Source organism: Nocardia sp. NPDC023733 (assembly GCF_040639775.1).
Lineage (GTDB): Bacteria > Actinomycetota > Actinomycetes > Mycobacteriales > Mycobacteriaceae > Nocardia > Nocardia rosealba.
Genome location: NZ_JBFAAN010000002.1, coordinates 456507 through 469981, shown reverse-complemented (window position 1 = coordinate 469981; position 13475 = coordinate 456507). Strand labels below are relative to the sequence as shown.

8 protein-coding genes are annotated in these 13475 nt (G+C 69.8%); 6 read left to right on the top strand and 2 right to left on the bottom strand.

Annotated elements, in window-relative coordinates:
- Window positions 1-227 precede the first annotated feature (227 nt).
- A complete protein-coding gene (locus AB0F86_RS13650) occupies window positions 228-971 on the top strand; it encodes a tyrosine-protein phosphatase (protein ID WP_356985629.1) in 744 nt (247 codons plus the stop codon).
- A 1-nt stretch (window position 972) separates the two neighbouring features.
- Here the strand turns inward: AB0F86_RS13650 and AB0F86_RS13645 are convergent, their stop codons facing one another.
- A complete protein-coding gene (locus AB0F86_RS13645) occupies window positions 973-2289 on the bottom strand; it encodes an AMP-binding protein (RefSeq protein WP_356985627.1) in 1317 nt (438 codons plus the stop codon).
- A 77-nt stretch (window positions 2290-2366) separates the two neighbouring features.
- Window positions 2367-3161, bottom strand: coding sequence for an enoyl-CoA hydratase/isomerase family protein (locus tag AB0F86_RS13640; protein ID WP_356985626.1), 795 nt, complete (start codon window positions 3159-3161; stop codon window positions 2367-2369).
- 154 nt (window positions 3162-3315) lie between these two features.
- On the opposite strand from AB0F86_RS13640, the gene AB0F86_RS13635 reads away from it, so the two are divergent.
- The 5 genes from AB0F86_RS13635 to AB0F86_RS13615 all read left to right on the top strand — a co-directional run bounded on the left by AB0F86_RS13635 (window position 3316) and on the right by AB0F86_RS13615 (window position 13448).
- Window positions 3316-4035, top strand: a complete 720-nt coding sequence (locus tag AB0F86_RS13635) for a hypothetical protein (protein ID WP_225278830.1) — start codon at window positions 3316-3318, stop codon at window positions 4033-4035.
- On the top strand, window positions 4032-4994 hold the full coding sequence (locus AB0F86_RS13630) for an ATP-binding cassette domain-containing protein (RefSeq protein WP_356985623.1): 963 nt from the start codon (window positions 4032-4034) through the stop codon (window positions 4992-4994). Before AB0F86_RS13635 ends, AB0F86_RS13630 begins: the two co-directional genes overlap by 4 nt.
- Before the next feature lie 175 nt (window positions 4995-5169).
- Window positions 5170-5952, top strand: a complete 783-nt coding sequence (locus tag AB0F86_RS13625) for an ABC transporter permease subunit (RefSeq protein ID WP_181700973.1) — start codon at window positions 5170-5172, stop codon at window positions 5950-5952.
- A 17-nt stretch (window positions 5953-5969) separates the two neighbouring features.
- A complete protein-coding gene (locus tag AB0F86_RS13620; RefSeq protein ID WP_356985621.1) occupies window positions 5970-9578 on the top strand; it encodes an ABC transporter ATP-binding protein in 3609 nt (1202 codons plus the stop codon).
- Between the two features lie 105 nt (window positions 9579-9683).
- Window positions 9684-13448 carry a multifunctional oxoglutarate decarboxylase/oxoglutarate dehydrogenase thiamine pyrophosphate-binding subunit/dihydrolipoyllysine-residue succinyltransferase subunit gene (locus tag AB0F86_RS13615; protein ID WP_356985620.1) on the top strand — a complete coding sequence of 1255 codons (3765 nt, stop codon included), beginning with the start codon at window positions 9684-9686 and terminating at the stop codon, window positions 13446-13448.
- Window positions 13449-13475 lie beyond the last annotated feature (27 nt).

Sequence of the window (13475 nt, the reverse complement as noted above, 5' to 3'; positions counted from 1 at the left end):
AATGCGACCTTGATAAAAACCGACCATACGGCTGGATTTTGTTTTCGCGCTCGAATAGACGCCCCCGCTGTAATCGCTTACTGGTCGATGGTACAAGTCGTGGTAGCCGCACTCACGTTCCTGTGGGTGAGCACACACGTGTCGCGCGGGGAAACGCACGTCACACACTTCGTGACCGATCGGCCGACTCCGTCCACACCCCGTCGAACCGCCGATAACCTGGACGGGTGACTCTCTCGCCTCGCGCCGACCAGTTCGCCCTCAGCGGCACCTTCAATTTCCGCGATGTGGGCGGGCTGCGCACCGTCGACGGCGGCACCGTCCGCCCCGGCGTGCTCCTGCGCTCGGCGCAGCTCAGCGGCCTCGACGATCAGGGTCTCGCCACACTCGGCGAGCTGCGGGTCACCGATGTGCACGATCTGCGCGGCCCGGTCGAGATCGACCACATCGGCCACGACACCCTGCCCGAGGACGTGCGCCTGCACATCACCCCGTTCGACTCGCGGATGGAAGAGGCGCCGCCGCACGAGGCGGCGACCGTCAGCGCGTTCGCGCACATGGTCGAGGTGTACCGGCAGTTCCCGCTGCTGCCCGAGGCGGGCGCGGCCATCACCCGGCTGGCCGGCTCGATCGTCGACGGCGAGGGCGCCGTGCTCGTGCACTGCGCGGCGGGCAAGGACCGCACCGGCTGGGCGGTGGCGACCGTGCTGCGCGCGGTCGGCGTGCACGAGGACGACATCTACACCGACTTCCTGGCCAGCAATGCGGCGGTGGAACCCCTGCGCGTGCTGCTGGAACCGAAGATCGGCGGCGGCGAGGCACTGTCGGTCGACATCCTCGGCGTGCGCGAGGAGTACCTGCGCACCGCCGACGCCACCGTGCGCGAACGCTACGGCGACACCGAGGGCTACCTGACCGAGATCGGCCTCACGGGCGACCTGCGCGCGGCGTTGCGCGCCAAGCTGGTGTGAGTCAGCCGGCGGGCTCGGCGTAGACCAGGCCGTCGGTGTCGATGCGGACGAAATCGCCCGTGTGGAACCAGGTTCCGCTGAACCGGGCGACGGTCGCGTCGGGGTTGTTCCAGTAGCGGCGGCTGACGTTCGGTCCGCGACACAGCAGTTCGCCGCGACCCTGGCGAGCCTGCGGGCCCGACAGCGCCAATTCCGTTCCACCGAAGGCGAACCCGAGCGCCGCCTCGGTGCGGTCGGTGTCGTCGACGAGCAGGCCGATGCCGCTGGTCTCGGTGGCGCCCCACACCGACCACTGCCGCGCGTCGGGGAACAGCGCGCGCAAAGCGGCGGTGAGCGGGGCCGAGGCGGGGGCGGCGGCGCGTTCGGAGCGGTGACAGGCCTTGCTCACGCGGCGCACACCCGCGCCGGAGCGTCGGTCGGCGAAGGCGGGCAGCAGCTCGGCGAAGATGCGCGGGGTGGCCGAGACCGTGTCGATCCGCTCGCTGACCAGCACGTCGGCCAGGCTGCGTGCGCCCGGCGCGAGGACGACGGTCCCGCCGACAGCGAAGGTCGGCAGCAACTGGTCGACGCACCCGCTGGCGTGGGCCAGCGGCAGCAGCACCAGATTGCGTACCCCGTCGCCGGGCAGACCGAGCGCGCCGACCATCGACGACACCGCCGACAAGAGGTTCTCGTTGGTGAGCTCGACCCCGGCGGGCACCGGACCGCGCGCGGCGGCGCCGGTGTAGCAGAGCAGGGCCGGATCTCCCAGTGCCGCACCGTCATCGATGTAGGCCGTGCTGTCGGGCAGTGGCCCGTCGGGGCCGAGCACGAAGTCGGCTCGGCTGTCGGCGATCACGCGGGCCGTCAGGTCGGCGCCGAGCCCGTCGGGGATCAGGACCGGAACGGCACCGGACAGCAGCGCGCCGAGGAACGCCTGTACCCAGCGCGCGCTCGTCGGCATGTGCACCGCGACCCGGTCGCCGTAGCCGATGCCGTGACGCTGCAGTCCGCCCGCGATGCGGGAAGCGCTGTGCCACAGCTCGCGGTAGGTCAGGCGTGGACCGCCGACCTCCACGACGGCCTCTCGATTCGTGAAGGAGTGCACGCGCAGGTCGAGCAGTTCGGTGAGCGCGGGGTGCAGGTCGCCGTAGCGGAGCACACCGTCGGGGCCGCGCCGCAGCTGTCCGCAGCCCAGCACACCGGAGCCGACTGGGGACGACCGGAACGCCCGGAACTCGGGTCCACTGGTGATCGACGCCCGAGCCTCGGGGCCGCGCCCTCGCTCCGGCGCACCACCCTCCGAGCGTGCGGTCGTGTCCGGTTCCGGCTGACCCATCAAGACCTCCACGTACTCGCCCGGCTTGCGCCTCCGACTATATGACGTGGATCACATTTCTGTCAGCCGCTCGGCGTTCACTCGCCCTTGTAGGTCGCCTTACCTGGGCCGACATCGAGGAAACTGCGGACGGCGCCGCGCAGGTCGGCGGTGTCGAACAGGGCGCCCGACACCTCCGGCGTCACCGAATCCGCGTGTGCCACACCGCCGGAACGCCATGCCTCGATGATCTGCTTGGTCGCGGCGTGCGCGCGGGTCGGTCCGTTGGCGAGGCGGGTGACCAGCGCGCGGGCGGCGGCGTCGACGTCGTCGTGGACGGCGTTGACCACACCCCAGTCGGCCATGGTCGCGGCGTCGTAGAGGTCGCCGGTCATCACGAACTCGCGGGCCCGGCCCGACCCGGCCCGCTCGGCCAGCCGCTGCGGGCCGCCCATCGACGGCGTCAGGCCGACCACCGTTTCCACCAGCCCGAACTTCGCCTTCGGTGCGGCGAGGATGATGTCGCAGGCCAGCGACATCTCGAAGGCGGCGGTGAGGGTGAGCCCGTGCGCGGCGAACACCACCGGGCACGGCAGGGCCTCGAGCGGATGGATGATCCGGTCGAACAGCTCGCGCCACAGTTGCGCCCCCTGCTCGGCGCTTCGCCCCTCGAAGACGTGCACGTCGACACCGCCGGAGACCACTTTGCCCTCGGCGCGGATGAGCACGGCGCGCGGCGGCTGTGCGGTGAGCGCGGCGAGATCGGCGATCAGCGCGTCGATCAGCGGCCGGTCGAAGAGGTTGAGCGGCGGATGATCGATGGTGATCGTGGCGATCTCGGCACCGGCTTCGGTGAACTCGCGCGTCAGTCGGGTCGGGTTCGTTTCACTCATCCGGTCAGCGTAGAACCCGGGCACCGGTCGTGGGAGTGGAGAGCGTGCCCACATCGCGGAACCACAGGGGTGTCGGTAGTCGTTGGCATGATGGGCTGTCGGGACCTCAGGTGCCCTACAGTTCGACTCGTCGGTCGAAGAGGAGGACGACGCCGTGTTCAAGAGTGCGATCGAGAAGGCCGTAGTCGATGTTCTCGACACCGGTTCCAAGCTGCAGGCTCCTGCCGTGCGGCGCTATGTCCAGTACCTGCGGGAACGTCATCCCGGCGAGAGCCCGGCCCAGATCGCCGAGCGGCTGGAGAAGCAGTACCTGCTCGCGGTGACCGGCAGCGGTGCCGCTGTCGGCGCGACCGCGGCCGTGCCCGGCATCGGCACGGTGGCCGCCCTCGGCGCGGTCGGCGCGGAGACGGCGTTCTTCATGGAGGCCTCGGCGCTGTTCACGCTGGCCCGGGCCGCCGTCCAGGGCATCGAGCCGCACGACCAGGAGGCACGGCGCGCGCTGGTGCTCGCGGTCGTCCTCGGTGACGCGGGCATCGCCATCGTGCAGAAGGGGCTGCGCACCCAGTCGAAGAACTGGGCGAACACGCTGGCGGGCAAGGCGACCGGCATGGGCGCGATCAACAGCAAACTGCTGCAACAGTTCGTCAAGCGCTTCATCACCAAGCGGGCCGCGCTGATGGCGGGCAAGGTGCTGCCCGCGGGTATCGGTGCCGCCATCGGTGGCGCGGGTAACCGGGCGCTCGGCAAGGCCACGATCGAGAACGCGCACAAGGCCTTCGGGCCCGCGCCCGCACTGTGGCCGACGCCGCTGCACAACGTGATCGACGCCGATCCGCTGCCCGCGATCGGTACCGACCCGGCCCGTAAGCAGTGAGGAAAGCCGGGGGCGACGCCGTGCTGGTGCGCGGCGTCGGAAAAGTCTTCGACCAGGTCAGCGCCGTCGACGGCATCGACTTCGCGGTGCCGTCCGGTGCGGTCACCGCGCTGGTCGGGCCCACCGGGGCGGGCAAGACCACCCTGCTGCGGATGGTGCTCGGGCTGCAGCGGCCGAGCACCGGCCGGGTGGAGGTGGCGGTGGGGCACGGGCCGGCCGCGGTCGGCGCGGTGCTGCATCCGCGCGGTCTGCATCCGGCGCGCACGGTGCGCGATCAGCTGTCGTGCTACGCCCCGGTCGCGGGCGTCGGTGGGCGGCGGGTGGAGGCCGTGCTCGAGACGACGGGTCTCGGCGCTCTCGCCGATACCGTTGTAGCCCAGCTGAATCCGGGTCAGCAGACCCGCCTCGCGCTGGCCACGGCCCTGCTCGCCGATCCCCCGCTGCTCGTCCTGGACGACCTGTTCACCGACGCCGACGGCATGGAACGCGGCTGGTTGCAGGAGGTGCTGCGCGGGCATGTCGGGCGGGGCGGCACGGTGCTGGTGAGCGCAGGCAGCCTGGCCGACGTGGTGTCGGCGGCCGACCACCTGGTGGTGCTGAGCGAGGGCGCCGTCGTCTGGCAGGGCACTCCCGCCAAGCTGCGGCGCGGCCATCCCGACCGGCTCGTCGTCGCCTCCTCCCCGTCGATCGCCCTGGCCACCGCCCTGGCGACCCGTGGCTTCACCGATGCGGTGATGCGCCCGGACGGGCGCCTGGCCGTCGCCGATGCCGACGAGGCGACGATCCGTTCGATCGCCGAGGCGGCCTCGGTGCGGATCGGCAGCATCGTCGCCGACCCCATCCACCCCGACCGGGTCCTGGCCTCCCTGACCAAACCCCGCAGGCATCAGCACCGCCTGCCCACGCCGTCGAACACCACCTTCGCGCCTGCGCCGCCGTCGTTCGGGGTGTCCCGATGACGCCGTCGGCCGCAGGTCGACCGGTGTGCCCCGCGGGCCGAAGCCGTCGCCCGTTGTCGCCGGCTCGGCCCGCCGCCTGCGGCTCCGGCCTGCGCGGGAATGTCCGAGCGTCCGGACTCCGACCGGGGCGGGCGCGCGAATCCATTTCGGCCATGACTTCGGAGGGGACCACCCGATGACCACTGTGCTGCCCGAGGATCTGCTCCCCGGTCTCGACGCCGAAACGCGCAAGGTGTTCACGCTGCGGCCCACCCGGTTGCTGCTCGCGGGGCCGATCGCGGTGGCGCTGGTCGCGACGCTGATCACCGCGCTGATGTCGGGCCGCTACGACCCGACCGGGCAACCCGTCACGGGGGCGGCGACCATCGGTCTGTACCTGGCGCTCGTCGCGGTGTTCGTGGTCGCGGCACTGCTCGGCATCGGTGTGACCGGTGGCGAGTACAAGCGCAAGACCATGGCCCTCACCGCCCTGTTCGCCCCGGATCGCGACCGGCTGGTCATCGCGAAATACGCCGCGGTGGCCGGTATCGCGCTGGTGGTCGCCGTCTTCGCCGAGGTGGTCGCGATGCTCGTGCTCGCCGCCGCGGGCCGTGGCAAGTTCGAGTTCGGCTGGCCGTTACTGGAAGTGCTCGGCGCCGGGTTGCTCGTCGCGATGTGCTGGGCGGTGCTCGGCGCGGGCATCGGGCTGTTGCTGCGCACCACCGGTGCGGCGGTGTGGCTGGTGCTCGGCTGGGCATTCGTGCTCGAGCCGCTGATCTGGTTGGTGGCCAAGGGTTTCGGAGCCGGTGGTCTCACCGCCGTGCTGCCGGTGTCCTCGACCGTGGCCGGAGTGAGCGCCGGTTCCTTCGACGAGGCCGAGGTGTTCGCGCCGACACCTGCCGCGCTCGTCGTCCTGCTCCTGTGGACCATCGCCGTGGGCGCCGCCGGGTGGTGGGACCTGCGCAACCGCGACCTGTAGTGTCCGAGCCCGCTGCGATGACGCGGCCCGCTGTGATGACGCGGCGCGCTGACCGGCCCGGCTGGATCCGCAGGCTGTGGCGGCTGTGCCTGCGGCATCCGCGCCTGCTCGCCGTCATCGCGGCGGCGGTGCTGGCGGGCGCGGCCGTCTCGATCGCGGCGCCGCTTGCCACCAAGCGGGCCGTCGACGCCGCCGAAGCGGGCGACACCTCGGTCATCGGCAGTGCCGCCGCCCTGCTCGCGGTCCTCGCGGTCTGCCGGTTCGCGGTGACCTTCGCCCGTCGGCTGTGGGCTGGTCAACTGTCGCTGGAAGTGCAACACAGCCTGCGGGTTTCGTTGCTCGCGGCGTTGCAGCGCCTCGACGGCGCGGGACAAGATGCCCTCCGCACCGGCCAGGTGGTGTCGCGTTCCATCACCGACCTGCAACTGGTGCAGGGCTTGCTGGCGATGGTGCCGTGGTCGGGTCTCGCGGTACTGCAGTTCGTCGCCTCGGCGGTGGTGATGGTGTGGCTGAGCCCGCCGCTGGCGCTCGCCGCGCTGCTCGTCGCGCCGGTGATGGCGGTGGTGGTGCTGCGGATGCGGCCCCGGCTGTACGCGGCGACCTGGTCGGCGCAGCAGCGGGCCGCCGAGCTGGCCGAACACGTCGAGCAGACGGTCACCGGCGTGCGCGTGGTGAAGGGCTTCGGGCAGGAGGCCCGGATGGTCGACCAGCTCGAGGACCACGGCCGCGCCCTCTACGCCGAACGCCTGCGCGCCGCGCGGATCAACGCCCGCTTCGCACCGGTCGTGTCGGCGCTGCCGCAGGCCGGGCTGGTCGCCGTCATCATCGTCGGCGGGTTGCTCGCCTCGCGCGGCGCGATCGGCATCGGCACCTTCCTCGCCTTCACCGCCTACCTGGCCACGATGACGTCCTCGGCGCGCACGATCACCTCGGTGGTCATCATGAGCCAGCTCACCAAGTCCGCCGCCGACCGGGTGTTCCAGGTGATCGACGCGGCGCCGGTGCTCGTCGACCCCGACAAGCCCGCCGACCTGCCCGCCGGCCCGCTCGGCATCGAATTCGAGGGTGTCGGTTTCGGTTTCACCCCGGACGAGCCGGTGCTCTCGGAACTCGACCTCACCATCCGGCCCGGCGAAACGGTCGCGATCATCGGCCCGGCCGGGTCGGGCAAGTCGACGCTGTCGCTGTTGCTGCCCCGCTTCTACGCGCCGGACGCGGGCATCATCAGCCTCGTCGGCACCGACGGCACCCGGGTGAACCTGGCCGACCTACGCGCCGAGGATCTGCGCGGCGCGCTCGGCGTGGTCTTCGACGACCCGTTCCTGTTCTCCGACACCATCGCGGCCAATATCGCCCTCGGCCGCCCAGAGGCCACCGACGCCGAGATCCGAGCCGCGGCCACCGCGGCCGTCGCCGACGAGTTCATCGCCGAGTTGCCCGACGGGTACGACACCGTCATCGGTGAACGCGGGCTCACCCTCTCGGGTGGGCAACGGCAGCGGATCGCGCTGGCCCGCGCACTGCTCACCCGGCCGCGCGTACTCGTCCTCGACGACGCCACCTCCGCCGTCGATGCCGTGACCGAGGCGGAGATCTTCCGGCGGCTGCCCGACCCGGGCGGGCGCACCACGCTGATCCTGGCCCACCGCGAGTCGACCCTGGCCCAGGCCGATCGGGTCATCCGGCTGCCCGCGCCCACCGGCTCGGTCGTGCCGACCGTGCGCGTCGACAAGCGGCCTGTCGTCGGTGATCGGCCACGTTCGATGGCGGCCGCCGACCTCAGCGAGACCCCGGAACTGCGCGCGGCCGTCGACGCGCTACCACCGGCCACCGAACAACCCGACCTGCCCGGCGATCTGCGCGCCCCCCAACCCGACTTCGGTCTGCGCGTCCTGCTCCGACCGGTCCGCAAGCTGGTCGGGCTGGTCGTACTGCTGCTGATCGCCGACGCCATGATCGGCATCGCCTTCCCGCCGCTGGTCCGCTACGCCATCGACACCGGCGTCACCGGCGGACAGAGTTCGGCGCTCGCGGTGTCGGCGGTGATCGGGATCGGGCTGGTGCTGGCGAGCCTGATCGTCGGCGCTGCCGTCACGGTGCTCACGGCACGCACCGGCGAACGGGTGCTGTTCGGCCTGCGGGTGCGCAGCTACGCCCAGTTACAGCGGCTCGGCCTCGACTTCTACGAGCGCGAACTGTCCGGCCGGATCATGACGCGGATGACCACCGATGTCGACGCCCTGTCGACCTTCCTGCAGACCGGTGTCGCCACCGGCCTGGTCGCGGTCATCACCCTGGTCGGCGTGGCTGTCGGCCTGGTCGTCATCGATGCGGGGCTCGCGCTGGTCGTGCTCGCCACCGTGCCGCCCATGCTCATCGCGACCCTGCTGTTCCGGCGCGTCTCGACCGCGGCCTACACCGTCTCGCGCGAGCGGGTCTCCGCCGTGAACGCCGACTTCCAGGAGAACATCGCGGGCCTGCGCGCCGTGCAGGCCGCCCGCAACGAACCCGTGGCGGCGCGCCGCTTCACCGAGTACTCCCATCGCTACCGCGAGGCACGCATCCGCGCCCAGCGCGCGATCGCCTGCTACTTCTCCTTCGGCCTGGCCTGGGCCGACCTCGCCCTCGCCGTCGTCGTCTATCTGGGCGCCAACGCGGTGGCCGACGGACGCACGACCACCGGCACGCTCGTCGCCTTCGTCCTCTACCTCGGCCTGCTGTTCAGCCCGATCCAGGAACTGTCGCAGGTGTTCGACGGCTACCAGCAGGCCCGGGTCGGGCTGCGCCGCATCGGTGATCTGTTGCGCACCCAGTCATCGATCGCGGCCGACCCACCCGATGCGGTGCACATCGACCGGTTGCGCGGTGAGGTCGTGTTCGACGATGTCCACTTCCGCTATCCGGGAGCGAACTTCCCGGCGCTGGACGGCGTGTCCTTCACCCTCCCGGCCGGGCGCACCCTTGCGCTCGTCGGCCCGACCGGCGCGGGCAAATCGACGATCGTGAAACTGCTCGCCCGGCTCTACGATCTGCCCGGCGAGCCGTCGGCAGGCGAGATTCGGGTGGACGGCGTCGATTTACGTAAATTTGTGCTCACCGAGTACCGCTCGCGGCTGGGAATTGTGCCCCAGGAAGCTCACTTGTTCAGCGGTGATGTCGCCAGCAACATTGCATTCGGACAACCTTTCGCCACATCGGTGGACATCGCACAGGCGGCGAGCAACGTCGGTGCGGCCGAAATGATCGCCGGATTACCCCGAAAAATGAACCAACCGGTCGGTGAAAGAGGGCGTGGGTTATCCGCCGGACAACGTCAGCTCGTCGCCCTCGCCCGCGCCGACCTCGTCGACCCCGACCTGCTGCTTCTCGACGAGGCGACCTCCACCCTCGACCCGGAGACCGAGGCGTCGGTCCTGGTAGCGAGCCGTTCGCTGGCCCGGGGCCGCACCACTGTCGTGGTCGCTCACCGGTTGGCCACCGCGGCCCGCGCCGACCTCGTCGGCGTGGTCGAACAAGGACGTATCGTCGAATTCGGTAACCACCGGGAACTGCTCGCCCGAGGCGGGAGTTACGCGCGACTCTGGTCGGCGGGACTGCACGCGGAGCGAATAGTCTCGGGCCACTAGCTACGCCGACATGCCACGGGGCATATGCTCGGTGAGGGCGCATCGGCAGCCATCCGCTGATACCCCTGCCGGGCACGTCACAAACGTCGCAGCGCGAAGAACGAAATGAGGCGAACACCAGCTGTGAGCAGCTCAACTTCCCAGTTCGGACAGAACCAGTGGCTAGTCGACGAGATGTATCAGAAGTTCAAACAGGACCCGTCCTCGGTCGACGCGAGTTGGCACGAGTTCCTCGCCGACTACACCCCGGAGGCCACCGACTCCGGTAACGAGCAGGCTCCCGCCGCCACCGCGCAAGCGGCGCCGCAGCAGGCACCGAAGGCCGCACCGCAGGCCCCCAAGACCGCCGTCGCAACGGCGCCCAAGCCGGCCCCAGCTCCGGCTCCGGCACCCGCTCCGGCTCCGAAGCGGGAGAACGTGCGCGCACCGCAGACCACGCCCGCCCCGGTGTCGAACGCCCCGGCCACCGCGCCCGCCAAGACGAGCACGGGCACCGACGAGTCCAAGGTGCTGCGCGGTCCCGCCGCGGCCATCGCCAAGAACATGTCGGCCTCGCTGACCATCCCCACCGCCACGTCGGTGCGCGCGATCCCGGCCAAGCTGATGATCGACAACCGCCTCGTGATCAACAACCACCTGGCGCGCACCCGCGGCGGCAAGATCTCCTTCACCCACCTGCTCGGTTACGCGATCGTGCAGGCCGTGAAGTCGTTCCCGAACCTGAACCGGCACTTCGCCGAGATCGACGGCAAGCCGAACGCGGTCACCCCCGCCCACACCAACCTCGGCCTGGCCATCGACCTCGTGGGCAAGGACGGCAACCGCACGCTGGTCGTCGCCGCCATCAAGGGCACCGAGGAGATGAGCTTCGGCCAGTTCCACGCCGCCTACGAGGACATCGTCCGCCGCGCCCGTGAAGGCAAGCTCGGCGCCGAGGACTTCTCCGGTGTCACCATCTCGCTGACCAACCCCGGCACCATCGGCACCGTCCACTCGGTACCGCGCCTCATGCCGGGCCAGGGCGCGATCATCGGTGCCGGCGCCATGGAGTACCCCGCCGAGTTCCAGGGCATGAGCGACGAGCGGCTGGCCGAGATCGGTGTCGGCAAGCTGATGACGCTGACCTCCACCTACGATCACCGCATCATCCAGGGCGCCGAGTCCGGCGACTTCCTGCGCACCATCCACAACCTGCTGATCTCCGACGAGTTCTACGACGAGATCTTCCACGGCCTCGGCGTGCCGTACGAGCCGATCCGGTGGCGCAAGGACATCAGCGAGCGCGGCGTCGACAAGAGCGCTCGCGTACTCGAGCTGATCGCGGCCTACCGCAACCGCGGTCACCTGATGGCCGACACCGACCCGCTGCGCCTGGTCAAGGACAAGTTCCGCAGCCACCCCGACCTCGACGTCACCTCGCACGGCCTCACCCTGTGGGACCTGGACCGCACCTTCGACGTGGGCGGTTTCCACGGCCAGGAGCGGATGAAGCTGCGCGACGTGCTGTCGATCCTGCGCGACGCCTACTGCCGCCACGTCGGTGTGGAGTACACCCACATCCTCGAGACCGACCAGCTCAAGTGGATCCAGGACCGGGTCGAGCAGAAGCACGTCAAGCCGACGGTCGCCCAGCAGAAGTACATCCTGAACAGGCTCAACGCCGCCGAGGCGTTCGAGACCTTCCTGCAGACCAAGTACGTCGGTCAGAAGCGGTTCTCGCTCGAGGGCGCCGAAGCCGTGATCCCGATGATGGACGCCACCATCGACCAGTGCGCCGAGCACGGGCTCGACGAGGTCGTCATCGGCATGCCGCACCGTGGTCGCCTCAACGTGCTGGCCAACATCGTCGGCAAGCCGTACTCGAAGATCTTCACCGAGTTCGAGGGCAACATGAACCCGGCCGCCACCCACGGCTCGGGCGACGTGAAGTACCACCTCGGTGCGCACGGCCAGTACCTGCAGATGTTCGGCGAGAACGAGATCGAGGTGTCGCTCACCGCGAACCCCTCGCACCTGGAGGCGGTCGACCCCGTTCTCGAGGGCCTCGTGCGCGCCAAGCAGGACCTGCTGAACAAGGGCGACGGCCCCGAAGGCTTCTCGGTGATGCCGCTGATGCTGCACGGTGACGCCGCGTTCGCCGGTCAGGGCGTGGTCGCCGAGACGCTGAACCTGTCGGGTCTGCGCGGTTACCGCGTGGGCGGCACCATCCACATCGTGGTGAACAACCAGATCGGCTTCACCACCGCGCCGGAGAACAGCCGCTCCACCGAATACTCCACCGACATCGCGAAGTTCATCGGCGCGCCGATCTTCCACGTCAACGGTGACGACCCCGAGGCCTGCGACTGGGTCGCGCGCCTGGCGGTCGATTTCCGGCAGAAGTTCCGCAAGGACGTCGTCATCGACCTCGTCTGCTACCGCCGCCGCGGGCACAACGAGGGCGACGACCCCTCGATGACCCAGCCGGAGATGTACGACGTCATCGACACCAAGCGTTCGGTCCGCAAGGCCTACACCGAATCGCTGATCGGCCGTGGCGACATCTCCATGAAGGAGGCCGAGGACGCGCTGCGCGACTACCAGGGTCAGCTCGAGCGCGTGTTCAACGAGGTCCGTGAGCTGGAGAAATACGTTCCGGAGCCGTCGGAGTCCGTCGAGGACGACCAGAAGGTGCCCGCGACCGTGCAGACCGCGGTCGACAAGTCGGTGCTGCAGCGCATCGGCGACGCGTTCCTCAACACTCCCGACGGTTTCAACGTGCACCCGCGCGTGAAGCCGGTGCTGGAGAAGCGGCGGGAGATGGCCTACGAGGGCAAGGTCGACTGGGCCTTCGCCGAGTTGCTCGCGTTCGGTTCGCTGATCGACCAGGGTCACGATGTGCGCCTGACCGGTCAGGACTCGCGTCGTGGCACGTTCACCCAGCGCCACTCGGTCATCATCGACCGGATCAACGCGCAGGAGTACACCCCGCTGCACAACATCGGTTCGGAGAACCCGGGCTGGTTCGCGGTGCACGACTCGGCGCTGAGCGAATTCGCCGCTGTCGGTTTCGAATACGGCTACTCGCTGGGCAACCCCAACGCACTGGTGTTGTGGGAGGCGCAGTTCGGTGACTTCGTCAACGGCGCGCAGTCGATCATCGACGAGTTCATCTCCTCCGGTGAGGCCAAGTGGGGTCAGCTCTCCGATGTGGTGCTGCTGCTGCCGCACGGCCACGAGGGTCAGGGTCCCGACCACACCTCGGGCCGTATCGAGCGGTTCCTGCAGTTGTGCGCCGAGGGTTCGATGACCGTCGCGGTGCCGTCCACCCCGGCGAACTACTTCCACCTGCTGCGCCGCCACGCCCTCGACGGCATCCGCCGTCCGCTGATCGTCTTCACCCCGAAGTCGATGCTGCGCAACAAGGCCGTGGTGTCCGACATCAAGGACTTCACCGAGTCGAAGTTCCGTTCGGTGTTCGACGAGCCAACCTACGAATCGGGCGTCGGCGACACCGGCAAGGTCAAGCGCATCCTGCTGACCTCAGGCAAGCTCTACTACGAGCTCGCCGCGGAGAAGGCCAAGCACAAGCGTGAAGACGTGGCCATCGTCCGGATCGAACAGCTCTACCCGATCCCGACGTACCGCCTCAACGAGGCCCTGGCCAAGTACCCCAACGCGACCGATATCGCCTGGGTCCAGGAGGAACCGGCCAACCAGGGCGCCTGGCCCTTCTTCGGCCTCAACCTCCCCGAGGTCCTCCCCGACCGCCTGGGCAAACTGCGCCGCATCTCGCGGCGCGCCATGTCGGCCCCGTCCTCGGGTTCCTCCAAGGTCCACGCCGTGGAGCAGGCCGAGATCATCGCCGAGGCCTTCGAGCCGACCGCGTAATCTCTTCCCGCACAACGGCGAACGCCG